General features: G+C 70.5%; 25 protein-coding genes. 7 read left to right on the forward strand and 18 right to left on the reverse strand.

The genetic code is table 11. The features are described from left to right. Positions 1 to 129: 129 nt before the first annotated feature. Both ABZ826_RS00580 and pepN read right to left on the reverse strand, forming a co-directional pair. Entirely contained in the window at positions 130 to 1,200 is a 1,071-nt protein-coding gene (locus ABZ826_RS00580; RefSeq protein WP_361439969.1) for a hypothetical protein, read from the reverse strand. A 305-nt stretch (positions 1,201 to 1,505) separates the two neighbouring features. Then, positions 1,506 to 4,118 carry an aminopeptidase N gene (gene pepN, locus ABZ826_RS00585; RefSeq protein ID WP_361439972.1) on the reverse strand — a complete coding sequence of 871 codons (2,613 nt, stop codon included), beginning with the start codon at positions 4,116 to 4,118 and terminating at the stop codon, positions 1,506 to 1,508. A 131-nt stretch (positions 4,119 to 4,249) separates the two neighbouring features. Here pepN and ABZ826_RS00590 point away from each other — a divergent pair, with 131 nt between their 5' ends. Next, positions 4,250 to 4,900, forward strand: coding sequence for a DsbA family protein (locus tag ABZ826_RS00590; RefSeq protein WP_361439975.1), 651 nt, complete (start codon positions 4,250 to 4,252; stop codon positions 4,898 to 4,900). Positions 4,901 to 4,954: 54 nt separating this feature from the next. On the opposite strand, the gene ABZ826_RS00595 is transcribed toward ABZ826_RS00590, so the two are convergent. After that, a complete protein-coding gene (locus ABZ826_RS00595) occupies positions 4,955 to 5,488 on the reverse strand; it encodes a DUF4240 domain-containing protein (protein ID WP_361439978.1) in 534 nt (177 codons plus the stop codon). Between the two features lie 82 nt (positions 5,489 to 5,570). On the opposite strand from ABZ826_RS00595, the gene ABZ826_RS00600 reads away from it, so the two are divergent. Beyond that, complete coding sequence (locus tag ABZ826_RS00600; protein WP_361439981.1) at positions 5,571 to 6,029, forward strand: GNAT family N-acetyltransferase; 459 nt, start codon at positions 5,571 to 5,573, stop codon at positions 6,027 to 6,029. A gap of 123 nt (positions 6,030 to 6,152) precedes the next feature. On the opposite strand, the gene ABZ826_RS00605 is transcribed toward ABZ826_RS00600, so the two are convergent. Together ABZ826_RS00605 and ABZ826_RS00610 are read right to left on the reverse strand one after the other, a co-directional pair. After that, complete coding sequence (locus ABZ826_RS00605) at positions 6,153 to 7,199, reverse strand: alpha/beta hydrolase (RefSeq protein ID WP_361439984.1); 1,047 nt, start codon at positions 7,197 to 7,199, stop codon at positions 6,153 to 6,155. Between the two features lie 172 nt (positions 7,200 to 7,371). Next, a complete protein-coding gene (locus ABZ826_RS00610) occupies positions 7,372 to 8,586 on the reverse strand; it encodes an MFS transporter (RefSeq protein WP_361439987.1) in 1,215 nt (404 codons plus the stop codon). A gap of 61 nt (positions 8,587 to 8,647) precedes the next feature. Between ABZ826_RS00610 and ABZ826_RS00615 the strand changes: the two genes are divergently transcribed. Then, complete coding sequence (locus tag ABZ826_RS00615; protein ID WP_361439990.1) at positions 8,648 to 9,625, forward strand: transcriptional regulator; 978 nt, start codon at positions 8,648 to 8,650, stop codon at positions 9,623 to 9,625. A gap of 192 nt (positions 9,626 to 9,817) precedes the next feature. Here the strand turns inward: ABZ826_RS00615 and ABZ826_RS00620 are convergent, their stop codons facing one another. Together ABZ826_RS00620 and ABZ826_RS00625 are read right to left on the reverse strand one after the other, a co-directional pair. Further along, positions 9,818 to 10,162 (reverse strand): hypothetical protein, encoded by a 345-nt coding sequence (locus ABZ826_RS00620; RefSeq protein WP_361439993.1) that lies wholly within the window; start codon positions 10,160 to 10,162, stop codon positions 9,818 to 9,820. Then, entirely contained in the window at positions 10,159 to 10,674 is a 516-nt protein-coding gene (locus ABZ826_RS00625; protein WP_361439996.1) for an ATP-binding protein, read from the reverse strand. Before ABZ826_RS00625 ends, ABZ826_RS00620 begins: the two co-directional genes overlap by 4 nt. Before the next feature lie 95 nt (positions 10,675 to 10,769). On the opposite strand from ABZ826_RS00625, the gene ABZ826_RS00630 reads away from it, so the two are divergent. Next, the gene (locus tag ABZ826_RS00630; protein WP_361439999.1) at positions 10,770 to 11,651 is read left to right on the forward strand and encodes a helix-turn-helix transcriptional regulator; all 882 of its coding nucleotides are present in this window, start codon (positions 10,770 to 10,772) and stop codon (positions 11,649 to 11,651) included. Next, the gene (locus ABZ826_RS00635) at positions 11,648 to 11,857 is read left to right on the forward strand and encodes a DUF397 domain-containing protein (RefSeq protein ID WP_361440003.1); all 210 of its coding nucleotides are present in this window, start codon (positions 11,648 to 11,650) and stop codon (positions 11,855 to 11,857) included. Before ABZ826_RS00630 ends, ABZ826_RS00635 begins: the two co-directional genes overlap by 4 nt. On the opposite strand, the gene ABZ826_RS00640 is transcribed toward ABZ826_RS00635, so the two are convergent. The 3 genes from ABZ826_RS00640 to ABZ826_RS00650 form a co-directional block, all read right to left on the reverse strand. After that, positions 11,847 to 12,686, reverse strand: coding sequence for an MOSC N-terminal beta barrel domain-containing protein (locus ABZ826_RS00640; RefSeq protein ID WP_361440006.1), 840 nt, complete (start codon positions 12,684 to 12,686; stop codon positions 11,847 to 11,849). The two genes, ABZ826_RS00635 and ABZ826_RS00640, sit on opposite strands and share 11 nt — an antisense overlap. Beyond that, positions 12,683 to 13,333, reverse strand: a complete 651-nt coding sequence (locus ABZ826_RS00645; protein ID WP_361440009.1) for a CatB-related O-acetyltransferase — start codon at positions 13,331 to 13,333, stop codon at positions 12,683 to 12,685. Before ABZ826_RS00645 ends, ABZ826_RS00640 begins: the two co-directional genes overlap by 4 nt. Positions 13,334 to 13,460: 127 nt before the next feature. Continuing rightward, positions 13,461 to 14,378 carry a hypothetical protein gene (locus ABZ826_RS00650; protein WP_361440012.1) on the reverse strand — a complete coding sequence of 306 codons (918 nt, stop codon included), beginning with the start codon at positions 14,376 to 14,378 and terminating at the stop codon, positions 13,461 to 13,463. A 275-nt stretch (positions 14,379 to 14,653) separates the two neighbouring features. Here ABZ826_RS00650 and fabV point away from each other — a divergent pair, with 275 nt between their 5' ends. Further along, positions 14,654 to 15,865 (forward strand): enoyl-[acyl-carrier-protein] reductase FabV, encoded by a 1,212-nt coding sequence (gene fabV, locus ABZ826_RS00655; protein ID WP_361440015.1) that lies wholly within the window; start codon positions 14,654 to 14,656, stop codon positions 15,863 to 15,865. A gap of 82 nt (positions 15,866 to 15,947) precedes the next feature. Continuing rightward, the gene (locus ABZ826_RS00660) at positions 15,948 to 16,820 is read left to right on the forward strand and encodes an alpha/beta hydrolase (RefSeq protein WP_361440018.1); all 873 of its coding nucleotides are present in this window, start codon (positions 15,948 to 15,950) and stop codon (positions 16,818 to 16,820) included. A gap of 130 nt (positions 16,821 to 16,950) precedes the next feature. On the opposite strand, the gene ABZ826_RS00665 is transcribed toward ABZ826_RS00660, so the two are convergent. The 8 genes from ABZ826_RS00665 to ABZ826_RS00700 form a co-directional block, all read right to left on the reverse strand. After that, positions 16,951 to 17,592, reverse strand: a complete 642-nt coding sequence (locus ABZ826_RS00665; protein WP_361440021.1) for a superoxide dismutase — start codon at positions 17,590 to 17,592, stop codon at positions 16,951 to 16,953. A gap of 156 nt (positions 17,593 to 17,748) precedes the next feature. Next, positions 17,749 to 18,849: a hypothetical protein gene (locus tag ABZ826_RS00670; protein WP_361440024.1), complete on the reverse strand. Its 1,101-nt coding sequence runs from the start codon at positions 18,847 to 18,849 to the stop codon at positions 17,749 to 17,751. Between the two features lie 78 nt (positions 18,850 to 18,927). Beyond that, positions 18,928 to 20,331, reverse strand: a complete 1,404-nt coding sequence (locus tag ABZ826_RS00675; protein ID WP_361440027.1) for an FGGY-family carbohydrate kinase — start codon at positions 20,329 to 20,331, stop codon at positions 18,928 to 18,930. A gap of 14 nt (positions 20,332 to 20,345) precedes the next feature. Then, positions 20,346 to 21,392 (reverse strand): NAD(P)-dependent oxidoreductase, encoded by a 1,047-nt coding sequence (locus ABZ826_RS00680; protein ID WP_361440030.1) that lies wholly within the window; start codon positions 21,390 to 21,392, stop codon positions 20,346 to 20,348. After that, on the reverse strand, positions 21,389 to 22,465 hold the full coding sequence (locus ABZ826_RS00685) for an ABC transporter ATP-binding protein (protein ID WP_361440033.1): 1,077 nt from the start codon (positions 22,463 to 22,465) through the stop codon (positions 21,389 to 21,391). The genes ABZ826_RS00680 and ABZ826_RS00685 overlap by 4 nt, the downstream gene beginning before the upstream one ends. Continuing rightward, positions 22,462 to 23,280 carry a DeoR/GlpR family DNA-binding transcription regulator gene (locus ABZ826_RS00690; RefSeq protein WP_361440036.1) on the reverse strand — a complete coding sequence of 273 codons (819 nt, stop codon included), beginning with the start codon at positions 23,278 to 23,280 and terminating at the stop codon, positions 22,462 to 22,464. The genes ABZ826_RS00685 and ABZ826_RS00690 overlap by 4 nt, the downstream gene beginning before the upstream one ends. Beyond that, entirely contained in the window at positions 23,277 to 24,473 is a 1,197-nt protein-coding gene (locus tag ABZ826_RS00695; protein ID WP_361440039.1) for an ABC transporter ATP-binding protein, read from the reverse strand. Before ABZ826_RS00695 ends, ABZ826_RS00690 begins: the two co-directional genes overlap by 4 nt. Then, positions 24,470 to 25,300 carry a carbohydrate ABC transporter permease gene (locus tag ABZ826_RS00700; RefSeq protein ID WP_361440042.1) on the reverse strand — a complete coding sequence of 277 codons (831 nt, stop codon included), beginning with the start codon at positions 25,298 to 25,300 and terminating at the stop codon, positions 24,470 to 24,472. Before ABZ826_RS00700 ends, ABZ826_RS00695 begins: the two co-directional genes overlap by 4 nt. Positions 25,301 to 25,306: the final 6 nt, after the last annotated feature.

Here is a 25,306-nt window from a genome sequence, read left to right on the forward strand (position 1 = left end):
CCTTTCGTAAATGACAGGGGTTTGTGGAGAGTTGTAGGGGGCGAGATGTGGACATGGCGGGCTTCCGCCAGTGGGGCTGATGTGCCATCAGGAACGAAACGGGAGATAAGTGGCCCCTGAGGCCCGGCTTCAGCGGGGCAGGATCATCACATACGCGGCCGGCTCGCGATCGGCCGCCGCCATCAGCGCCGTACGCACCACGACCGCCTGCTGCTCCCGTGCGTCCCGGAGCTTCGTCGGCGAGAGGTGGACGACGGTGACGCCGAGCCGCTCCAGATGCTCCCGCTCGGCGACGTACGAGGACCACTGCGCGTCGTGCTCCTCCTGGCGCCGGTCGTCGTCGAGCCCGCTGTGCAGGGGCGCCCTGGTGTCGAGCACCACGGCGACCGCCTGCTCGGGCCAGTAGGCGTCCACCCCGCCGAGATGCGGGCCGCCGGGCAGCCGCAGGTCCACGTTCCACAGCGGCTCCGACAGGCCATGCGATCGCACCATGTCGTACAGCCGGCTCTCCGCCAGCGCCCGGCCCTCGGCGAGCAGTGAATCGACGGCGTTCACCACCTGGGGGCGGTCCAGCAGCCCGGCCCGGCTCAGCTCTCGTACGATCGCGGCCGGCTCGCAATGCCCGCCGCGGACCGCCTCGGTGAGCAGACGGCGTACGGCCGGGGCGTCCCCCAGTCCGGCCACCGCGTCCACGAGCGCCCGCTCCACCGGCGCCACGGGCAGACCCTCCACCTGCTCGGGCCGGGGCGGCTCGGCGGCTCGTACGAGACGGACGTACCGCACCGAGCGCAGCCGCCGGGTGCGCGGCACCAGCACATCGATCCTGGCCGACGGGGCGGGCGGTGGCGTGAGCGCGAACCCGTGCAGGGCGAGCGCGGCAAGTCCGGTGATCATGGCCTCGCCGTACCCGGACTCCGTGCCCGGCCCCGACTGCGCGGGCAGATCCCGGCGGCCCGAGGCCGACGGCCGTCCGGCGTACAGCAGGACGGAACGCAGCCGTTCCTCGGCGGTGGGCGGCCCCGGGTGCAGGACGTACACGCCGGGCAGCGGCTGCTGCCACGGCCCACCGGCCCTGCACTGCGCGGCGGCCTCCGCCACGGACACGCCGTGCGCCCTCAGTTGGGCGGCGGAGAGCACACGTTGACGGGCGTCACCAGCGACGGGAAGGTGACAGGGGGAGAGCGGGGAGTTCTGGGTCATGCTCCGGGGTATCCCGCACACGGCCCCGCCGCTAACCCCTGTTACACGCCCGTCGACAATTCGGGACAACGCCGCCCTGAAGTACGCACGTTCGACCACCGAAAAGCCCGTCCAGTCCAGGATTGCCCGCCCGCCTTCAGCGCGGGCAGCGCGATCAACACCACGACTGTGGAGTTGTCGATGGCCGGGGCCTCCGTCGCCGGGTGGCCGGGCACCCTGGGAGGCCGCCGCCCCGGACGGGCGTGAAGACCGAGCCCGTTCGGGGCGGCGACGAGACCGGGGCCGTGCCCGGCCGGGAGCATCCGTCAGACCGCGGTCCCCGAGGCCGCCGCGTCGCACTGCTGCGCCCGCAACGCCCGAGCCAGATCGTCCCGGGCCTCCAGCACCAGCCTCCGCAGCGCCGGCGCCGCGTCCTCGTGCGCGGTCAGCCACGCGTCCGTCGCCGCGAGCGTCGCCGGATCGTCCTGGAGCGCCGGGAACAGACCCCTGACCACGATCACGCCGATCTGGATCGACCGCTCGGCCCACACCCGCTCGATCGCGGAGAAGTACGTGTCCGTGTACGGCGCGAGCAACTCCCGCTGTGACGACTGCGCGAAGCCCGTGATCGTCGCCTCCACCAGCGCGTTGGACAGCGCGTCCGACTCCACGACGCCCGCCCACGCCTGCGCCTTGACCGCCGCCGACGGCCGCGAGGCCAGGCAGCGGACCTGGTGCCGCTTCCCGGACGCCGTGTCGTCGCGGGCCAGTTCGGCGTCGATCGCCGACTCGTCGGCCACGCCGTGCGCGGCCAGCGGTGACAGGAACGCCCAGCGCAGCTCCTGGTCGACATCGAGCCCGTCGATCCGGGCCGAGCCTTCGAGCAGCCCGGAGAGCAACTGGAAGTCCGTGTCCGAGTCGGCGACCGACGCGAAGAACCGCGCCCACGCCAGCTGGTGCTCGCTGCCGGGCTCGGCGTTCCGCAGCTCCCGCAACGCGGCCTCGGCCAGCGCCCGGCCGCCCACCTCACGCCACCCCGGCGCCGCGTAGTGCGTGAGCGCGGTCCGGGTCCAGGTGTGCAGCATCTGCAGAACGCCGATGTCGGACTCCCGGCCGGAGAAGGCCAGCACGAGGGAGACGAAGTCACGGGCCGGCATCAGCCCGTCCCGGGTCAGGTTCCACAGCGCGGACCAGCACAGTGCCCGCGCGAGAGGATCGGTCATCTCTCCCAGGTGCGCGCGCAGCGTGGCCAGGGACACCTCGTCGAAGCGGACCTTGCAGTACGTGAGGTCGTCGTCGTTGACCAGGATCAGCTCGGGCCGCTCGGCGCCGGCCAGCTCCGTGATGACCGTGCGCGGCCCCGCCACGTCCGCCTCGGCGCGCGCGTACCGCACCAGGTCGCCGTCGGCGGCACGCCGGTACAGCCCGACCGCGATCCGGTGCGGCCGCAGTTCCGGCTGGGGACCGTCCGCCTCCTGGAGGACCGCCAGCTCCGTGATCCGGTCCGCCGAGTCGTACGTCGCCACCGGCGTCAGCGAGTTGACGCCCGCGGTCTGCAGCCACGACCGCGACCAGGCGGTCATGTCGCGCCCGGACGTCTCGGCCAGGACGGAGAGCAGATCGTCCAGCTGCGTGTTGCCGTAGGCGTGCTTCTTGAAGTAGCGCCGCGCGCCCTCCAGGAAGGCGTCCCGCCCCACGTACGCCACCAGCTGCTTCAGCACCGAGGCGCCCTTGGCGTAGGTGATGCCGTCGAAGTTGAGCTTGGCGTCCTCCAGGTCACGGATGTCGGCCGTGATCGGGTGCGTGGACGGCAGCTGGTCGGCCCGGTACGCCCAGGACTTGCGGTTGTTGGCGAAGGTGATCCAGCCGTCCTCGAACCGGGTCGACTCCACCATCGCGAAGACGCCCATGAAGTCGGCGAACGACTCCTTCAGCCACAGGTCGTCCCACCACTGCATGGTGACGAGGTCGCCGAACCACATGTGCGCCATCTCGTGCAGGATGACGTTGGCACGGCTCTCGTACGCCGCCTGCGTCACCTTGCCGCGGAAGATGTACTCCTCGCGGAAGGTGACACAGCCCGGGTTCTCCATCGCGCCGAGGTTGTACTCGGGCACGAACGCCTGGTCGTACTTCCCGAACGGGTACGGGTAGTCGAAGTTGTCGTGGAAGAAGTCCAGGCCCTGCTTGGTGACGAGGAAGACGTCGTCCGCGTCGAAGTGCCGGGCGAGCCCCTTGCGGCACAGCGCGCCGAGCGGGATCTCCAGCTTCGTACCGTCGTCGAACGTACGGCTGTAGGAGTCGGTGACGTAGTGGTACGGACCGGCCACGATGGCCGTGATGTACGTCGAGATCGGCTTCGTCTCGGCGAACCGTCGCACCTCGCCGTCCCGCGACTCCTCGGCCCCGTTGCTCCAGACCGTCCAGGCCTCGGGCGCCGTCACCTCGAAGCGGAAGGGAGCCTTCAGGTCGGGCTGCTCGAAGTTCGCGAAGACCCGCCGCGAGTCGGCCGGCTCGTACTGCGTGTAGAGGTAGACCTCGCCGTCCTCCGGGTCGACGAACCGGTGCATGCCCTCGCCGGTCCGGCTGTACGCGCACTGCGCGTCGACCACGAGAACGTTGTCGCCCTCCGGCAGTTCCTCCAGCGCCACCCGTGTCCCGTCGAAGACGACGGCCGGGTCGAGCGCCTGCCCGTTCAGCGTCACCGCGGTCACGCTCGGCGCCACCAGATCCGCGAAGGTCGACGCCCCCGCCCGCGCCGTGCGGAACCGGATCGTGGTCACCGAGCGGAAGGTCCGCGGGCCCGAGGAGGTCCCGTCGCCGTCCCCGTCGGGCCCACCGACGGCGGAACGCAGATCGAGAGCGACCTCGTAGCCGTCGACGCTCAGCAGCTCGGCCCGCACACGGGCCTCGTCGCGGGACAGGTTCTCACCGGGCACGGCACACTCCTTTGTGTCACGTTCGAATAGTTTGATCCTCCCATGTCGCCACTCGGCCCGGGGTGCGGGAATGGCCGGTGCACCCGGAGGCGTTCTCGCGCACAGGTGCGAACGCCCTCATGAGGAGAGAAATGTCTGACAACAGCACGGCGACCGGCAAGACCCCTGCCGATTTCTGGTTCGACCCGCTCTGCCCCTGGGCCTGGATGACCTCCCGTTGGATGCTGGAGGTGGAGAAGGTCCGTGACGTCGAGGTCCGCTGGCACGTGATGAGCCTCGCCGTGCTCAACGAGGACAAGCTCGACGAGCTGCCCGACGAGTACCGCGACCTGCTGGAGAACAAGGCCTGGGGCCCGGTCCGCGTCGTCGTCGCCGCCCAGCAGAAGCACGGCGACGACATCGTCGGCCCTCTGTACACCGCGCTCGGCACCCGCTTCCACAACCAGGGCGAGGGCCCCACCCGGGAGGCGATCGTGGCCGCGCTCGGGGACGTCGGCCTGCCCGCCGAGCTGGTGGAGTACGCGGACTCCGACACGTACGACGCCGAGCTGCGCGCCTCCCACAAGGAAGGCATCGACAAGGTCGGCCAGGACGTCGGCACCCCGGTCATCGCCGTCCCGGGCGCGGACGGCGAGCAGATCGCCTTCTTCGGCCCGGTCGTCACCCCCGCCCCCAAGGGTGAGGAGGCGGCGAAGCTGTGGGACGGCACGCTGCTGGTGGCGTCGATCCCCGGCTTCTACGAGATCAAGCGGACCCGCACGCAGGGCCCGATCTTCGACTGATCCACACGCTGCGGTGCGGGCCCGGCGGCTGTGCGGGCCCCGCACCCTTCCCTCTCACGCGTACAGCGCGGCCAGCTTCGGTAGCCGCGACGCCACCCGCTCCGCGTCGTCGAAGTCGAAGTCCCACTCCGGGGCCAGCGCGGGGTATCTGATCGAGAACGAGCCACCGGGCAGGTTCTCGCCGGTCGCCGCCCGGTGCGCCTCCCAGGCCACTGCGAGCATCCGCTCGCACTCCACCTCTTCCCTCTCCGCCGCCGCAGCCCTGATCACCGGCAGCTCGGCCAGCGTGTCCGGATCGGCGACGACCCGCTCGAACACCTGACGTCCCTGCGCTATCAGCCAGCCCCGGAAGTAGTCGAAGCCGTCGTCGGAACAGCCTCCGTTGATCGTGTACGCCGCGGCCCAGAGCGGCGCCCGGTAGGAAGCGGCCATCAGGTCCCAGAGCAACTGCTGCGCGGCGACGATCTCCTCCCGCGGCCGGGTGGCGAGCAGTTCGCAGGCCCGCCCGACGACGGTCGCGGCGTCCGCCGGGTCGGTGACCCGGGCGCGGGCGTCGTCGATCAGATTCCAGAAGTCCGTGGTGTCCATGTGGTGCAGCATGCCGGAGGGGTCTGACAGTCTCGGGTGCGGCGAGCTGCCGCAGGTACCGGGTGAAGAGAACGAGGCGGACATGGACGTACGACCGGCGCACAGGACCGAGGCGGGGAAGCTGACCGAGCTGGCGCTGGCATCGAAGGCCCACTGGGGCTACGACGAGGCGTTCCTCGCCGCCTGCCGTGACGAACTCACCCTGCACTCGGCCGACATCGGCCGCCGCCGCACCACGGTCGCCGAGGAGAACGGCCGCGTCCTGGGCTTCACCACCCTGGAGGGCTTCCCGCCCGAGGGCGCCCTCGGCATGATGTTCGTCGAGCCGGACGCGCTGGGCCGGGGCATCGGCCGACTGCTCTTCGAGCACACCATGGCGGAGGCCCGCCGCCTCGGCTTCGTACGCGTCACCATTGACGCCGACCCGAACGCGGAGCCGTTCTACCTCGCGATGGGTGCGGTACGGATCGGGGCGACCCCATCGGGCTCCATCCCCGGCCGCGAGCTGCCGCTCCTGGAAGTCGGCCTCACGTCCCGCTGAGTTTCCGCCGGTGGCCGGGCCAGGGCCATCAGGTTCTTGGGGCGGACGTACCCGCGTCAGTTCGGCACGGTGATCAGCTTGCCGCGTACATGGCCGCCGGAAGCAGCAGCGGCGGCGACCCGGTCAGCCGGCAGGCCGGGTCCTCGTGCCGGACTGCGCGAGGAGTCGCTGGAGCCAGCGGGTACGGGCGTCGCGTGCGTCCCGGCTGAGGGCCGCCTGCGGTGCCATGCCGTCGAAGCCGTGGTAGGCGCCGGGCCATACATGCAGTTCAGCCTGGCCACCGGCCTGCCAGATCGCGTTCGCGTAAGCCACGTCCTCGTCCCGGAACATCTCGGCCGACCCGACCTCGATATAGGCCGGGGGGAGTCCGGAAAGGTCCGTGGCGCGGGAGGGGGCCGCGTAGGCCGGCAGGTCCGCGGCACCGTAGCGGTCACCCAGCAGTGCCTTCCACACGGTGGTGTTGGACGTGAGGTCCCACACGCCGAGGCCCGTCATCTGATGGCTGGAGAAGGTGCTGCCGCGGTCGTCGAGCATCGGGCACAGCAGCAGTTGCCCCAGTGGCCCGGGACCGCCGCGGTCACGGGCCAGCAGGGCGAGGGCCGCGGCGAGCCCGCCGCCGGCGCTCTTCCCTCCGATGATGATGCGGTCCGCGTCGATGCCCAGTTCGGCCGCGTGGCCGGCCGCCCAGACGAGTCCGGCGTAGCAGTCCTCCAGCGGGCCCGGGTACTGCGTCCGCGGCGCCAACCGGTACTCGACCGAGATGACGGCCAGTTCCAGCGGGAGGGCCCACTCGCGAAGAATCCGCGGAAGCACGGACCACGCGTTGCCCATCACCATCGCGCCTCCGTGCATGTAGTACAGCAGAGGCAGCGGCCCGACGAGCCCGGACGGCCGCGCGCTCACGAGCGTGACGTCCGGTCCGTCCGGCGGCCCCGGCACACAGAACTCCGTCACCTCGAAACGGCCGTCGGCGCGAAGGTCCTCGGCCGTCGGCCTGGGCCGGGCCGCGGCATCCCGCTCCTGCCGGGCCTCAAGATTGTCCGGGGTGACCGGCTCCCTCGCGTCCTTGCTCAAGGCCGCCAGCACGACGCCCAGTTCGGGGTCGAAGGGGGGCGCTGCCTTCGGTGCCGGGACAGGGCCGGATTCCGACGGCGCGCGGTGGACACTCATGACCCACCTTCCGGTCGGGCAGCGGCATACCGTCCGTCGTCCCCGCTGAAACGGCTCGGCTGCATACACGCGCACCCAGGGAACACTCGCCTGAGACCCATACGGGGTAGCCAATCACACACGTCAGGCGGAGGAGTCTCATGCACGGAAACTGGAGTCTCATGCACGGCAACTATCGAGTGCCGGCACCGTCCGAAGTCCTGAGGCGCGCCCTGCCGTGCACCGCCCGCGCAGCCCGGCGCCCCGCCGCGGCCAAGGCCAGCGTGACCGCGAGGGAAGCCCCCGCCATCACCGTCATCGCCGTCCCCGGCGAGGTCCGTTGGGCGATGGCGCCCGCGAGCGCCGCTGCGACGCCCTGCATGGTGAGCATGCCGGAGGAATGGAGTCCGACGGCCTGACCGGTGATCTCGTGCGGGGTCAGGGCCATCAGCCGCTCCTGGAACAGCAGACTCGCCGCGAACCCGACCGAGGCGAGCGCGGTCAGAGCGAACGCCACAGGCAGGGCCGGGTGCGCGGCGAAGAGCAGATACGGGGCGGCCAGGAGCAGCTGCAGCGGGGTCGCCAGCCGCCCCCGCCAGTGCCGGGCGATGAACCGGCCCGCCACCGTGTCCCCGACGAGCATCCCCAGAGCGCCGAATGCGAAGAGGAGCCCCGCGTGCTCCGGGGAGTACGGGACGAACAGCGACTCGCAGCCCACGATCAGCCCGTTCGGCACCCAGAGTGCGAGGTAGACCCGGCGGCGCGGACCGGAGGACCACAGCACGGCGTTGGTCCGCCAGGTCTCGGTGACCGACGGCCGCCCGGCGGCGCGCGGCAACCGGTGCACCAGCCCGAACCGGGCGACGGCCGCACCGGTCAGATACAGGGCGGCGGCGACCAGCAGCGTGCCGCGCGCGGAAAGCGTCGCCACCAGAAGTCCGCCGAGCGCGAATCCGCCGATCTGCATCAGGCCGGAGCACATGTTCAGCACCGAACGCCCCAGCAGATAGCCGTCCTTGGGCAGCACCTCGTTGAGCAGGCCGTACCGCACCCCGCCGCCCACGGCGGCGATCACACCCTCGCCCAGGATGATCGCGAAGACCACCGGCAGCGGGAGCCCGGGAACGGCGAGCACGGCGGTGGCCAGCCCGAAGGCGAGCGCCATGCCGGACATCGCGGCCCGCGGCGGCAGCCGGTCCGCCGCCGACATCAGCACGGTCGCCCCGATCACCTGGGCGAGCGAGGAGCCGAACATGGACAGGGCGGCGAGCAGCGGCGAGTCGGTCGCGGCATAGACGAGGGTGCCGAGGGCCAGCCCGCTCATCGTCGACGCGGCGACCTGTACGGCACTGGTCGCGAAGAGCGGCCGGAACTGCGGCGCCCGGAAGAGCTCCTGGTAGGTACGCATGCGGGGAGTCTCGGAGGCCGTCCCCGCACGCCGTTATTGTTTCGCGGGGAGGCGAAACGTCATGGGCCTGTGGCAGATCAACACGGACACGCTCGCGGGGAGCCGGTTCGTCGTCTCGCCGCTCGCCGAGACCATCTCCGCCCTGAACGCCCTGGAAAGGGGACGGCCCGACCACCCCGGCGAACGGGCCTGGCTCGACACCCATCTGCCCGCCTACCGTGCTCGGCAGACCGCCGATCCGGTTGCCGCGCGGCTCATACCGGCGGCGCTCGGCGGCAGCTGGAACGCGGACTTCATCACCCCCACCCCGACGGGCGAGGGCGCACCCTCCTTCGAGGAGGAGCTGGCACCCGTCCGGGCGACCCCGCCCGAGCGCGCCCGAGCGGACCTGGAGGTGTCCCTCGGCGGCCGTCCGCTCCCGGAACTCCTGGACCGCGACGACCTGGCGCAGCGCGCCGCCGACCTCCTGGACTGGGTCTGGCGGCGGACCGTACTGCCGGACTGGCCGCGCCGCCGCCGGATCATCGAGGCGGATGTCGTCGCACGCACCGGACAGCTGAGCCAGGGCGGCTGGGCTGCCGCCCTCAGCGGCCTGCGTCCGGGAATGCGGTGGCTCGGCGGGAGCCGGCTCCAGATCAACGCGCACGACTACCCGCCGAAGCAACTGACAGGTGTGCGGCTGTTGTTCGTTCCGGTCACCCAGCGCTGCGGCTGGGTCTCCTGGGACGACGACGCCCTGCGGTACGCGGTCGTCTACCCGTGTTCGGGCACCCTCGCCGATTCGGGGCGGGCACGGGTGCCCGACAGCCTGGGCCGCCTGCTCGGCCCGGCACGGGCGGCGGTCCTGGTCCTGCTCTCCAGCCCGAAGAGCACCACCCAGCTGGTGGCCCTGACCGGCCAGGGGCTGGGGTCGGTGGGCCGCCACCTCAAGGTGTTGCTGGACAGCGGCCTGGCGGGCCGCCGAAGGGCCGGACGGTCGGTGCTGTATTTCCGTACGGACGTGGGTGATGTGCTGGTGGGAGCCCAGCGGGACGGCTGAAGGGCGTGGCCGTTCGCATCGCCCCGGGGCAGGCATAGGCCGCGGGCGGCACATCGGAGCCGGGCAACGACGGGTGATTCCGAAGCTCAAGGCGTTGCCCCCGCCGGGAGAAGTACCGGGTCGGCGGGGGCAACACCCTGTACATCGGGACCAAGGGCCTGAGCCAGTGCCGGAAGGCGATCATCTGGTCGGTCATGGCCCACATCGCCGAGTCCCTCGACACGGGATCGCGGTGACGGCGTCTGCGGGCAACGCCCGCACGGGGCGCGCGGACCAGTCGATCACGGAGGCGCCGGCGCGCGCGGTGTAGGTGTACGGCTCGCCGGCCTTGAGCCGTATCACGGCTTCCCACTGACCGTGGTCCAGCCAGCGGAAGGTGCGCTCGCGGTCCTCCGGGTCGAAGCCGGAGAGCAGGGTCCGCACGGAGACCCGCATCCAGATCAGCGCCTGCGTCGGGGTGACGGCGTTCTCGGCCTGTACGACGCCTCCCGCGACGGTGACCTCGCACCGCCAGGTGGTCTTGAGGGGCTGCCTCACGACAACTCCGCCCGGCCGATGGCGAGATGGACCCAGACCGTCTTGCCGGGGTCGCGCGGCCGTACGCCCCACTTCTCGGCGATCGCGTCCACGATGACCAGGCCCCGGCCGGAGAGGTCGTCGAGTGTGGGGGTGCGGAGTTCGGGCATTCGCCACTGGTACGAGTCGGACACCTCCAGGACGAGCGTGCCGTTGCGGCGGCGTAAGCCGAGCTCGAAGTGGTCGCCGGTGCCCTTGGCGTGGTTGATGACGTTAGTGCTCAACTCGCTTGTGACGAGGATGGTTTCGTCGATGAGCCCGCCGAGTCTCCACTCGGTCAGGACGCTTTCGACGTGGCGTCGAGCGGCGGGGACGGAGTCCCTGCGGGCCCGGAATCTCTTGATGTGCGTGCGCCCGGACATGGGTCCCCCAAGGTCGGTGGCAGGCGGAATCGGGTCACGTTCCGTGCTCTGCAATGAGCATTGTGTGACGCAAGTCACGCTAGAGCTAATCTTCAAGGAAAGGCAAGTCATTCATGAGTGCAAGCTTGCATTCACTCGTGGGGGTCAACTTGCTGGCGCTTGCGAACAGTTAGTAGGCACACTGGCCAGGAGAGTGAGGGGGATCTATGCCCGCAGGTGGGAAGTCCACGGTGCGTAGTCGCCGGTTGGGGGCGGCGCTGAAGCGCCTGCGCTTGAACGCGCTCCTTGACCAGGAACATGCCGCCGAGGCGGTGGCATGCTCAACGGCCAAGATCAGCCGGATCGAGTCCGGAGCGGTCAGTGCCCGGGTGGGCGATGTGCGCATGCTGCTCGACCTGTACGAGGTCGAGGACGCCGAGGAACGCAAGCTGCTGGAGAAGCTGGCACGAGACAGCAACAAGCGTGGATGGTGGCTGGACTTCGAGACTGGTCGGCCCATGCGGGAGGTCCTGGGTGACTTTCTCTCCCTGGAGTCCGATGCGACGTACATCCGCACCTGGCAGCCCGTCTTCGTGCCGGGGCTGCTCCAGACGGCGAATTACACCCGGGCGCTGACGGATGTCACCCCGGATGTCGTTGATGACGAGGCGGCCGATCTGGTTGTCAGGGTGAGGCAGGAGCGGCGCAGGATCTTCGAGGAGAACGGGGCGCGATTCGCTGCTGTCATCTGGGAGCCGGCGCTCACTGGACCCATGGCCAGCCCTTCCGTCCATCGGGAGCAGTTGGCCCATCTCATCAAGATGTCCAAGCAGCCGAACATGACCATCCAGGTGCTGCCACACAGCGAGTGGGCCGCCGCGCGGGTGTCACCTGCGTTCGTCGGGCTCTCGTACGCGCGCGAGACGTCCCCGGAGGTCATCATTCTCGATGCGCTGGCCAACTGCCTCATCCTGGAGGAACCTGAGGCCATGGCCGGCTACGTACACGCGTTTGATGCGCTCAGGTCGGCAGCCCTTACGCCCAGCAAGAGCGTGTCGTTCATCCGCAAGGTCATGGACAGCGTCACCGTCGAGAATGAGGAAATGTGAACAGCCGCGACATCGTCACCCGCTTCATAAAGTCGTCCTACTCCACCGGAGGACAAGGCGGTGAGTGCGTCGAGGTAGCCCACACCGCCGACGGCGGCCGGGCCGTCAGGGACAGCAAGGACCCTGACGGCGGGCTCCAGTTCTACGCTCCCGACGAGTGGGCCGCGTTCATCGACGGGGTGAAGGCCGGGGCCTTCAGCGGCTGATCCACTCCGCGACCTCGACCGTGTCTCCGACGGTCACCACGCCCTCGCAGACCACCGCGTTCTTCGCGCCGAAGCTCACCTTGTTCTTGTACTCCGGCTCGCGCCGGTACGTGGCGAGGGTCCGGACCGGTTCCGGGCCCGCGCGGCGGCCGGTGCGCTGGTCGACGAGGGGGACGCTGCACCGCGTCGCCCGTACCGAGTAGGCGAGTTCGGCGGAGCCGATGGTCATCCGGCGTATCCGGTCCTCGAAGTGCGGTTCGTCGTTGCCGGCCAGGACGATGTTCGGGCGGAAACGGTCCATGGGGACGGCCTTCGCGTCGCCCCGGGCGGTGATGCGGGCGTTGAGGTCGTCCAGGGAGGCCGTCGAGGCGACCAGCACCGCGTGCGCGTCGGCGAAGTTGACCTTGCCCGGGGTGTCGCCCCAGCCGTCCCGGTCGAAGCCGGGGGCCACCCGTACCAGGCGGGACTTGGCTCCGAGCGCCTCGGAGAACCATTCCGCGACCTCGTCCCCCTGGTCGGCTGCCGCGCCGAGCGGGCGGTCGAACATGCTGACCTCGCGGCGCGGGCCGTCCCGGTCGACCTTCAGGCAGAGCGGTTCGACGCCCTCGGCGGACAGGCCCAACGCCGCTCCGGCTTCCAGGACTTCGACCCTGATCGCGGCCATCGAGGCATGCGTGCGCTGACTGCGGAACGCTCCGTCCGCAGCGTCGACCACCATGAACGTCCGGTCGTGTTCGAGGCCGGTCCCGAGGACCTGCGCGGATTCGACCACGGTTCCGGCGCAACCCTTGACCGGGTAGTAGGTCAGCTCTCGAACGGTGATCGTCATGATGTCCCCTCCGGAGCAGCCGCTTCGAGGTCGTCGACGCTGCCGGACATGATGGTGCGGATGTGCTGGGTGAGGTGGTCGACGGGCCAGTCCCACCAGGCGACGGCCAGGAGCCGGGCGATGGTCTCGTCGTCGTACCGGGTGCGGATCAGCTTGGCGGGATTGCCGCCGACGATGCCGTAGTCGGGTACGTCGGAGGTGACGACCGAGCCGGCGCCGATGATCGCGCCGTGCCCGATCCGTACGCCCGGCATCACCACGGAGTCGTAGCCGAACCAGACGTCGTTGCCGACGACCGTGTCGCCCCGGCCCGGCAGCCCGGCGAGCAGGTCGAAGTGCTCGGTCCAGGAGCCGCCCATGGTGGGGAAGGGGAACGTGGACGGGCCGTCCATCCGGTGATTGGCGCCGTTCATGATGAACCGCGTCCCGGTCCCGAGCGCGCAGAACTTCCCGATGACGAGCTTCTCCGGGCCGTAGTGGTAGAGCACGTTGCGGGTCTCGAACGCGGTCGCGTCGTCGGGGTCGTCGTAGTACGTGTAGTCCCCGACCTCGATCAGCTCGGACTTCACCAGGGGCTTCAGCTGGACGACCCGGGGCTGGCCCGGCATCGGGTGAAGGACGGTGGGGTCGGCAGGGGGAGCGCTCATGGCGCCCATCATTGCATTCGCCTCGCACGAGGTAAGTTCCTTTTAGGAACACACGCTCTGCGGACCGTCGGCGGCAAGGGTCACGACGGGCTGATGACGGCGCTGGTCACCGGCTGACCGGGCCCCCTCACCCCGCCTGCCCGGTGTCCTCCTCCGGACCGGGCAACCGCCATGTGTAGGGGAAGAGGTCCCCGCCCCATCGGGCGGGGTCGCCCAGCTCGTCGGCGGCGTGGGGAGCTCTCAGGAGGCAGCGGTGGCGCAGGAGTTCGCGGCGTTCAGCCGGAGTCAGCAGCTGTTCCTCGTCGCAGAGGTGTGCCGGGTCGTCGATATCCGTGCTCCCGGCCACATTGAGACGCGTGGACGTCGGTGTCCGGTAGTCGAGACGGAGATCGGTCCTCCACTGCGAATTGCTTCCCCAGCCGCGGGACAGGTCGACGGTCGGCCGGTACCGGCGCAGGTACGTCCAGTACAGCGGGGAGCAGTCGGCGACGCCGCGCCGGGCGTGGTGGGCCCCGGCCCGGACCCGGACCCCGGCCCGGCTGAAGAGCAGCTGTCCGAGCATCAGCCCCGGCCACACCACTTCCGTGATCCGGATCGGCTCGTCCGGATCGTCGCTCTGCTCCACTTCGGTGATCTCGTGCCGGAACGGGTCGAAGCCGGTGCCGTCGAACGGGCTCATGCCCAGGGCGGTGAACAACTCCAGGTATTCGGCGGGGGAAACCACCGGCCATCCGTCGTACGTACTGAGCGCAGCGGCCCACGGCCGCGTGCCGTCCGGGTCCGGGGCGGGCTGGAAGTGGTGGAGCAGGGCGTCGCTGACGCGGCCGAGGGCGTAGAGCTCGTGACGGAGATACAGATCCGGCCGCTCGGGGACCCCCTCGCCGGTGCGCCAGGCACCGTCGGCGGAGGCATGCGCGAGCGCGTCGCGGTAGCTGCGTCCGGCCCTCGCCAGCCACGGTACGGCCACCCGGCCGAAGACATCCGGTCCTTCGTGGTCGACCAGGGCGCGGAAGAGTTCGCGGGCGTCGGTTTCCTCCTCGTACATGCGCAGGAGCGTAGGAGTGAACAGTGGGCCGGTCGACGGATTTACGTCTCGACGTCCCCGCCGGAGAGGTGCGCGGCCCGAAGCGCGCCTCGCGCGGGAACCAGGCGTCGGCGGTCCCGCGCCGCCCGATGTGGTGGAAAGACTCCAAGAGCGGCTGAGCATTACTGTGCCTGACGAGGCGACCGTCCGTGTTCGTGCGGTCGCAGACTTGCAGGGTGTGGTGAGGGCCCCCGCGCCGCCACCTCCATTCGTGACGACCCGAAGGGCCCGAGCCCATGAGTGAACGCGTCATCGCCCCCAAGAACCGCGGCTTCCTCTTCCTCGACTCCCACCCGGCCGGCTGCGAGCGCCTGGTGAAGGACATGTGGCAGGCCGTCCCCGCGCCCTCCCGGGTGCCGGACCGGGCACCCGTGGCACTGGTCATCGGCTCCTCCGCCGGGTACGGGCTGGCCGCGACGATCGCCGGTCTCGCCCGTGCCGGTATCCGTGGGATCGGGGTCTGCTTCGAAAAGGCACCCGGACGCCGCACCGGAACGGCCGGTTGGTACCGCACGGCCGCGACCGCCGAACTCGTCCGGCGGCACGGTCACGACATGGTGTTCCTCAACGGGGGCGCGTTCTGCGACGAGATGAAGCACCAGGTCACCCAAGTGCTGGAGGAGCGATTCGGCGGCCGTCTGGACCACCTGATCTACTCGGTGGCCGCTCCGCGCCGCACCGACCCCGACACCGGGACCACCTACGCGTCCGTCCTCAAGCCCGTCGGCGAGGCGTACAGCACCAAGACCCTCGTCTTCGACGACCGGGGCGCCGGCGAGGTGCGGGAGGTCGAGACGCAGCCCGCCGACGGCGACGACATCGAGCAGACCATCGCCGTCATGGGCGGAACCGACTGGGAGCGGTGGATCGACCATCTCGCCGACCGCGGGCTGCTCGCCGACGGATTCAGCACCGCCGCCCTCTCCTACATCGGCTCCGCCCTGACGGCCGCGATCTACCGGCAGGGCACCATCGGCGTTGCAAAGTCCCACCTCGAACAGACCGCCCGCACCCTCGACGAGCGGCTCGCGAAGCTGGTCGACGGGCGCGCGGTCACCTCTGTCAACGCGGCCGCCGTCACCCAGTCCTCGACCGCGATCCCCGGCATCGCCCTCTATGTCGGGCTGCTCCGCGGCGTCCTCGGCGACGCCATGGTCCCGCCGATCGGGCAGCTCACCGACCTGTGGGACCAGCTCACCGGTGTCCGTCCGCTCGACCTCGACGACGAAGGGCGCGTGCGCCTGGACACCTGGGAACTCGATCCTGCTGTCCAGACGGCCGTCACCGAGCGGTGGAACGCCGCCACCACCGAGAACATCACCGAACTCGCCGACCTCGACTGGTTCCACGCCGAAGTGCAGCGCCTGTACGGGTTCGCCGTGCCCGGCATCGACTATGCCGCGCCGGTCGAGACCGACATCTCCTGGCCGGACACCGCCGCCTCCTGAAGCGGTCCGGTCGGGGTTCGGTGCAAGTCCTTCGGCGGAAACCCCTTCGACACGGTCCGCGGATCCGGTCATGATCAGACATGTGGCTTTGCGTGTGATCGACCCGGATCGTATCGGTACCGAACAGCCGTCGGGAGGGCGGCAGCTGGGCTGGGCCGAGTGGGGACCGGTGGACGGGGTGCCGGTGCTGCTGTCGCCGGGGGCGGCCACCAGCAGGCATCTGGGGTTCGGCTACGACGTGGCGTCCGACCTCGGCGTACGGCTGATCTCGCTCGACCGTCCGGGGCTGGGCGCCTCCTCGCCGCTGCCGGGCCGTACGTTCGACGACTTCGTCGACGACATCCGCGCGTTCGCCGTCCTGCGTGGCCTGGAGCGGCCTCTGATGGTCGGCAACTCGCAGGGGGCACCCTTCGCCCTCGCGTGTGCCGCTGCCGGAGTGGCCGGCGCGCTCGCGGTGGTCTCCGGCGCGGACGAGATCGCCGCGCCGTGTTTCGCCGACGCGCTGCCGGGTGAACTGCGGCGCCTCGTCGACCTGGCGGTGTCCGACCCGGCCGCCGCCGAGAAGATCTTCGCCGGGTTCACCGCGCAGGCGATGTGGGACATGGTCATGTCCGGCAGCCCGGAGTGCGACCTCGCCGTCTATCAGCAGCCCGCGTTCGCGGCCGCCTATCGGCGCGCGCTCGAGGAAGCCTTCGCGCAGGGGGCCGACGGCTATGCCCGGGACACCGTCCTGGCCATGGGCCGCTGGGGGATCGCACTGTCGGACATCGACGTACCGGTGGACCTCTGGTACGGGGAGAAGGACACCGGTCACTCGCCCGACCAGGGCGCCGGGCTGACCTCTCGTATCCCGGGCGCTGTCCGGCACCTGGTGCCGGATGCGGGCGGGGCGGTGCTCTGGACGCATGCCGAGCAGGTGCTGAGCACGCTGCTGAAGCACGCCCCCGCCTCCTGACCACCCCCGACGCCCGCCACGACAGAAGGACCCCCGCCTGTCACGTCCAGGCGAGGGTCCTCCCTTCATCCGCCTGCCCGGTGAAGGTTGAGAAGACGATCACGAGGCAGGACGAATCTGCGCCTCCCGGTCAGGGGGCGAGCAGCAGTACGTCGGCGCGCTCCTTGGCGGCCGCGTAACGCTTCGCCACGTCCTGCCAGTTGACGACGGCCCACATCGCCTCGATGAAGTCGACCTTCTGGTTCTTGTACTGGAGGTAGAAGGCGTGCTCCCAGGCGTCGAAGACCAGGACCGGGACGGAGCCCTGGCCGACGTTGCCCTGGTGGTCGTAGACCTGCTCGACGATCAGCTTGCCGCTGACCGGCTCGTACGCGAGGACGCCCCAGCCGGAGCCCTGCGTGGTGGCCGCGGCCTTCGTCAGCTGGGACTTGAAACCGGCGAACGAGCCGAACGACTCGGCGATCGCGTCCGCGAGGTCACCGACGCCGTCCGCCGCGAGCGGCTCGCCGCCGCCGTCGCCGGTCATGTTGTGCCAGTAGATCGAGTGCAGGATGTGGCCGGAGAGGTGGAACGCGAGGTTCTTCTGGAGTCCGTTGATCGATCCCCAGGCCTCCTTGTCGCGCGCCTCCGCCAGCTGCTCCAGGGTGTCGTTCGCGCCCTTCACATAGGCGGCGTGGTGCTTGTCGTGGTGGAGCTCGATGATCTGCGGATTGATGACCGGTTCGAGCGCCGCGTAGTCGTACGGGAGTTCCGGGAGCGTGTACGTGGCCATGTGGTCGAACCCTCCAGATGCCGTGCTGTTGTTATTGCAACCAATGTGCAGGAGCAGGTTAGCAGCAGGAGGGCTGGAAGGTGATCAGTCCTTCGACCCAGGCCGTCGTCGTTTGGAGCACCGGGCGGATCAGAGGCGGATGTGGCCGGGGCGTTTCTACGAGGCCGTGCCTACGGCCTTCTTCGTCCCGGTCTTGCCCCGGTAGGGGCAGGCGAGCTGGTGCAGGATCTCCTGCGCCAGCAGATCCTCGGGTCCCTTCAGCGCGTCCGCCAGTTTCTGCTCAAGGGGGAACACCATTTCCGCCGCGACGTTGTCCTGCACGATCCGGGCCAAGTTGTCGAGGGCGACGAAGACCGGGTCGGCGGGCGACTGGGCCGTCGGCAGGTCGATCAGGTGCGAGTCCGCCCTCGCGGGATCCATGAACCGCTTGACGACAATCGAGTTCTGGTTCAGGGCGGACGTCGTCCAGATCGACAGGACGACGATGTACAGGCCGGGCCAGTCCTCCCTGCCGACCTTGCCCCGCCACCGCTTCATGAGGTTTTCCACGCCCTCGATCTGCGCCCGGGTCGCGTACCTCATGTTGGTACCGATAGCGCCGCTCAAGCGGCCCGTGAAGTTCTCGAACGACTTCATGTCGAAGGAACCGCGCCGCACGGACTCGTTGATGAACTTGAGCGCGATGTCGAGGATCTGCGTGCTCGACGCTTCCAGCTCCTGCGGCATGTGCGCGTGGTCGAGCCGCTGTCGGGCGGTGGTCAGGGTGGCGCCGAAAGCCTGAAGTGGGCTGACCCAGTCGTTCGTTCCGGGCCCCTTGAACGCCACCATGTCCACGTCGTGCTGGTCGAGACGGGCGGAGCTGGGGAGGTTCGGGATCCGGTGGCTCAGGTACGGCGCGATGATCGAGTAGATACCCAGCGGAGCGTGGGCGATCGACTTGGCCTGCTCGAAGATCTCGGAGACAGGGTGCAACGACTCCTGCTCTCCGTTGTGGATGAGGGTGTACAGGCCGCCCCGGTCGTCATTCTGAACGACGATGACCGGGCTGAGATGGTTCATCAACTCGGCCCGGAGCGCGCCGTAATTCTTCTGCGTGTCGGTATCGACCGCCACGATTGCGTTGCGGGCATGGAGCTCCAGGGCCTCCGAGTCCGGTCCCGGATCGCCCTCATCCGCGGATGCGGCCTGAGTGTCGCCGAGAAACGCCATGGCGCCGACCGCGGTAGCGGCGCCGAGAAATTTTCTACGCGTGCTCACTTTCCGACATTTCCCCATTCGGGCTTCGATCATTCACGTGCGCACGCCGGCGTGAGAGGTTCAGTCCCGGGACCAGGGTCACGCACGGGCCCGCGCACGGGCATCGGCGAGCCGGGCCAGATGGTCCTCGTACGCCTTCGCGTAGAACACCGCCCGCTCCGGGTCCGGTTCGACCACCGTCGTCGGGGCCGTCCAGGCGGCCGTTTCCAGCTCCGCGCCGAAGCGCCGCGCCGCCGCGAGCACCGCGCCCCGCGCACCGACCTCGCCCTCCACGATCCGGACCGGTCGGCCCAGTACATCCGCGAACAGGCGCATCCAGGCGGAAGAGCGGGTGCCGCCGCCGCACAGGGCGAGGGAGCCGGTGAGGCCCGCGGCCTCCAGGCAGTGGCGGGCCGCGAAGCCGATGCCCTCGCAGACCGCGCGGATCAGATCCGCCGGGGTGGACTCCAGGGACACGCCGGTGAGCTCGGCGCGCAGCCGCGGCTCGACGAAGGGGGCGCGCTCGCCGGACGGGGCGAAGTAGGGGAGTACCCGGACACCGTTCGCGCCGGGCGGGGTGGCGGCGAGCAGGGGGTCGACCTCCGTGTGACGCACGCCGGTGGTGTTCAGGACCCAGTCGAGGGCCGCGGTGCCGACCATCGCGGGCATGGCGCGCAGCCAGTGGCCGGGTCGGTCGGTGGAGATGTGCAGACCGGCGGGCTCGCCGTTCAGATCGAGCCGCTCGGTGGCCACCAGGGCGGCCAGACAGGTGCCGACGATCAGCAGACCGTCACCGGGACGGGTGACGCCGGCGCCGAGGGCGCAGGCCGGCAGGTCGTACGGGCCGTTGGAGATCCGCACCCCGGAGGGGAGCTCGGCGGTGGCGACCGGGTCGCTGACCGGGGCGAGGAGCGAGGCCCGGTGGTCGAGGCCGAGCGCGGCCACCACGTCGGAGGAGTACGTACGGGTCATCGGGTCCAGGAACGGCATCGACGCGTCGGAGACGTCCGTGGCCCGCACCCCGGTCAGCCGCTGGAACACCATGTCCTTGCAGTACAGCGCGGTCGTCGCCGCGTCGAGCGAGGCCGGGGCGTGACGGTCGAGCCAGGCCAGCACCGGGCCCGGACAGCCCGGGAACATCGCGCCGCCGGTGCGCCGGTAGACCGCCCCGAAGACACCGGACGCCTGCCAGTCGTCGACCAGCTCATGGGCGCGGCCGTCCATCCAGGAGATCGCCGTACGGACCGGCCGGCCCGCCGCGTCGACCAGCCAGACCCCGTCGCCCTGGCCGGTGAGACCGGCGAACGCGACCTCGTCGGAGCCCAGTGCGGCCAGGACCTCGCAGACCGCCCCGTACACCTCGTCCATGTCCTGTTCCACGGATCCGCCGTGGATCGTGAGTCCCACCGGGCGGGATTCGACGGCCAGTGTGCGGCCGCGCGGGTCGAAGGCCGCGGCCTTCACCACGGATGTGCCGACATCGATGCCGATGTATCTCGTCATGGGTCCGGCCCTCCTCACAGGGCGTGGGCGAGAGGTTCGTCTCGTACATAGCGCGCCACCTCGGCCGCGGCGATCCGGGCCGCCTTCTGCGCGACGGCCCGGCTGGCGCCCGCCACGTGCGGGGTCATCAGCAGATGCGGGGTGCAAAAGAGCCGCGAGTCGGCCGGGGGCGGTTCCTGCTCGTACGTGTCCAGCGCTGCGGCCCGCAACCACCCCGAGTCCAGGGCGTCGCACAGCGCCTCCGTGTCCAGCAGTCCGCCCCGGGCCGCGTTGACCAGAACCGCGCCGCGCGGCAGCAGGGCCAGCTCGCGGGCGCCGATGAGATGCCGGGTCTCCGGGGTGAGCCTGGCGTGCAGGGTGAGGACACGGGAGCGGTCCAGGAGTGCCTCCAGCGAGGGTGCGCGCATGCCGTGGACGTCGCCACGCACATACGGGTCGTACACCTCGACCTCGGCGCCGAACGCGGAGAGCACCCGGGCGACCCGGCTGCCCACCGCCCCGTAGCCGATCAGGCCGACGGGGGTGTCCTCCAGCTCCAGGCCGCAGTTCTCGTACGTGTAGTGGGAGGCGTCCCAGCGGCCGTCGGCGGCGAGGGAGTGGTGGGCGTCGGGGATGCGGCGCAGGGCGCAGAGGATCAGACCCACGGTGAACTCCGCGGTCGCCGCCGCGTTGCGGCCGGGCGCGAAGCAGACCCGCACCCCCCGGGCCCGTGCCGCGGCCGCGTTCACGTTGACCGGGCCGCCCCGGCAGACCACGACGAGCCGCAGATCGGGTGCGGCGGCCAGGACCCGCTCGGTGAACGGGCCCATCTGCGTCACGCACACCTCCACCCCGTCCAGGGCGGCGATCAGCGCGTCCTCGGCGTCGGCGGCCTCGTCGACCTCGGCGACCTTGCCGAAGGGCTCCAGGGGCCAGGGGAGGGCGAGTTCGGTGAGGTGAGGCTCCGTGCCGAGCGGGCCGAGGGCGTGCTGCAGGGCTTCGGCGATCAGGGAGTTGCGGACGAAATGGTCACCGGCGATCAGAATTCTCGTCGGGGGGCGGACCGTCGCGGGGCGGTTCATCGCAGAGCGTCTCCTGTCCGGGCGTCGAAGACATGGATGTGCCGGGGATCGGCGGTGATGCGTACGGTGTCGTCCCGGTCGAGCCGTACCTCCGGACCGGTCACGGCGACCAGCGGCTGCGCCACCCCGTCGAGCGAGAGCGTGGCGATGCCGGATTCCAGCAGGGGTTCATGGGCGGCGACCCGGGCCCGTACACCAGTGTCGTCCAGGCGCAGGTCCTCCGGGTGGATGCCGAGCACCACCGCGCGTCCCGCCGCCGGGCGGTGCGGTACGGGGATGCGCACGGAGTCCGAGAGCCGCACCCCGCCCGCCCCGTCGGCCGTCCCCGGCAGCAGATTGATCGCGGGTTCCCCGACGAAGTCGGCGACGAACAGATTCACCGGCGCGTCGTAGATCTCCTCGGGGGTGCCGAGCTGCTGGATCTCGCCGTCCCGCATCACCGCGATCCGGTCGGCGAGCGACAGCGCCTCCTCCTGATCGTGCGTGACGAGGATGGTGGTGTGGCCGCTGTCCCGCTGGATGCGCTTCAACTCCCGTCGGGTGGTGTCGCGCTGGGCGGCGTCCAGATGGGACAGCGGCTCGTCGAGCAGCAGCACGTCCGGGGTGCGGATCAGGGCGCGGGCCAGGGCGACCCGCTGCTTCTGGCCGCTGGAGAGCGCGGCGGGGCGGGCGTCCAGCAGATCCGCGATCCCGATGCGTGCGGCCATGTCGGCGACCCGGCGGCGGATCTCGGCCCGCCCGTGGCGGCGCCGGGCGGCGAGTCCGAATCCGAGGTTCTCCGCGACCGTCAGCGGCGGGTACAGGGCGTAGTTCTCGAACGCCACCCCGATGTTGCGCCGCTGGGCGGGGAGCCCCACCATCGAGGTGCCGCCGATGAGGATGTCGCCGCCGGTGACCGGCTCCAGTCCGGCGATCATCCGTAAGGTGGTGGACTTGCCGCAGCCGGACGGGCCGAGCAGCCCCAGCAGTTCGCCGGAGCGCAGCTCGATGTCGAGGGAGCGGACCGCTTCGACGGCGGCCCGGCCACGTCCGGTGTAGGTCTTGCGCAGTGCGCGCAGGACCAGTTCAGTCATCCGTCATCGCCGCCTCCCGGTCCGGACTCGCGGCCGGTGCCGCAGACCTCGTAGGGCACCTTGTGCTCGTCGAGTTCGCGCAGGTCCCGCTCGGACGCCCCGTCGTCGACCAGCAGCAGATCGAACCGGGAGAGCGGGGCGAGCCGGTGCAGGGCGACCCGGCCCAGCTTGGAGTGGTCGAGCAGCAGCACATTGCGGCTCGCCGAGTCGAGCATCGCCCGCTTCACGGAGACGATGTGCTGCTCCTGGTGGTAGGCGTAACCGCCGGACGCGGCCGAGGTGGAGGTGAAGCAGATGTCGACCTGGAGCGACTGCACCGCCTCCACGCACGAGACGCCGAGGAAGGAGGAGTGCAGCGGATCGAAGTCGCCGCCGAGGCCCATCAGATGGATGCCGCGCTCCTGCGACAGCAGGTTGATCGCCTCCAGGAAGTTGGTGACGACGGTCAGCGGGGTGATGGAGCGCAGCCTGCGCGCTATCTCCAGGGTGGACGTCGAGTCATCGAGCATCACCGCCATGCCCGGCTCTATGAGCCGCAGGGCCCGTTCGGCGACGGCGGCCTTCTCGGCGCGCATCGTCTTCAGCCGGTAGGAGACGTTCGACTCGAAGACCCCGGACGGCTGGGCGGTGACACCGCCGCGGAACTTGCGGACGATGCCCTGCCGTTCCAGCTCGTCCAGATCGCGGTGGATGGTCATCAGGCTGACGTCGAAGCGCTCCGCCAGTTCGGCGGCGCTCACCTCGCCCTGCGCGAGGACGTACTCGGCTATGGATGCCTGGCGCGGGGCGGGGCCCCGCTGCGGAACGTTGCTCACGTGCTGATCCTTCGTCCTGGACGTGCCGGCCGGTCGGCCTCGAACAGCAGCAGACTCTCAGGCGGTACGGAGAGCCGGACCGGGCGGTCGGGGCTCAGGCCCGCCGCGTCGGCGCGCGGGACGACGAGGGACAGCCGCTGCCCGCCGATCCGGACGGTGACCTCGGTGGCCCGGCCCAGCAGCTCGGTCACATGGACGGCCCCGGTCAGCGCCAGGCCCTCGCCGGTGCCGGCCCTCGCCACGGGCGGGTCCTCGCCGGTCGGCTCCGCACCTGTGCCCTCGCCGCTGCCGGCCGGCGCCGCGCCGGGGTCCTCGCCGGGCCCCAGGAGCCGGATGTCCCGCGGCCGTACGCCCAGCTGGACCGCGGTTCCGGGCGGTGCGGGCACCCTCAGCGGCAGCTCGTACGCCCCGTCCGGCGATCGGAAGTGCCCCTCGGGCGTCACCGTGCCCGGCAGCAGATTGATCCGGGGTCTGCCGAAGGACCGGGCGACGAAGGTGTCGTACGGGCGGTGCCACAGCTCCTCGCGGGTGCCGGTCTGCACCATGCGGCCGTCGCTGATCACCCCGATCCGGTCCCCGAGCGCCAGCGCCTCCACCGAGTCATGGGTGACGTACAGCGTGGTCGTGCTCCGGACCGAGCCGATCGCCTTCAGCTCCGCGCGCATCGCCTGCCGCAGCTTCGCGTCGAGATGTGACAGCGGCTCGTCGAGCAGGAACGCGTGGGCCGGCCGGACCAGCACCCGGCCGAGTGCCACCCGCTGCCGCTGGCCGTTGGAGAGCCGCCCCACCGGACGGTCCAACAGGGCGCCGATGCCCAGGAGTTCGGCGACCTCCCCGATCCGCTCGCGCGCCTCGTGCGCGGGGAGGCGGTGGCGCGGCGAGCGGAGCGGGGAGGCGAGATTGTCGTACGCGGTGCGGTGCGGGTACAGGGCGTACGACTCGAAACACATGGCCACGCCCCGGTCGTACGGCTCCACGCCCGCCATGTCCGTCCCGCCCAGCTCGACCGTCCCGGCCTGTGGCTCCTCCAGGCCCGCGATCGTCTTGAGCGTGGTTGTCTTCCCGGCGCCGGACGGGCCGAGCAGGCAGAAGAACTCTCCCTCGGCCACCTCCAGGTCCAGACCGTCGAGCGCGGTGTTCCTCCCGTACCGCTTGCTGACCCCGCGCAGCGTGATCGCCGCCGGGCCGGTCACGACTTCACCGCCCCGAACGACAGCCCGCGCACCAGATACCGCTGGATGGTGAGCGCCAGCAGCAGCGGCGGGACCACCGAGACCAGGGCCGCCGCGGCCGTGAGGTTGTACTTGGGCCGGTCGCCGCCGAGGAAGGACAGCGCGCCCACCGTCACCGTCTGGGCGTCCGACGAGGTGAGGATCAGCGGGAAGACGAAGTTGTTCCACGCGAAGATGAACGCCAGCAGCGAGACGGCCGCGATGCCCGGTTTCACCAACGGCAGCGCGACCTTGAAGAACGCCTGCTTGCGGGTGTAGCCGTCCAGCAGCGCCGCCTGCTCCAGCTCGGGCGAGAGGTCCGAGAAGTACGACCGCATGATCCAGACGATCAGCGGGAGGGTCACCAGCTGCAGCACCCACACCATGCCGACATACGTGTCGAAGAGCCCGAGCTTCTGGTAGAGCACGAACAGCGGGATGATGACGGTGAGTTCGGGTGCGAAGCGGAACGAGAGCAGGGTGAACATCAGGTTCTCCGAGCCGCGGAACCGCCACCGCGCGGCGGCGTACGCGGCGGGCAGCCCGATCAGCAGCGACAGCGTGACCGCGCCCAGCGACACGACCAGGCTGTTCACGAAGAACCGCACGAACGGCACGCCCTGGTCGTCCCCGGCGCCGAGCACGGTGCGGTAGGAGTCGAAGGTCGGGGTGAACGCGAAGTACGTACTGAACAGCTCGTTCGTCGGCTTCAGCGACAGGATCAGCATCCAGGCGACCGGGAACAGCGCGAAGACGAAGTAGAGGATCAGCGCCAGGTCGGCGGCGATGGCGAGCACCCTGCGTCTCATCCCGGC

Source organism: Streptomyces sp. NPDC047515, from assembly GCF_040643055.1.
Taxonomy (GTDB): domain Bacteria; phylum Actinomycetota; class Actinomycetes; order Streptomycetales; family Streptomycetaceae; genus Streptomyces.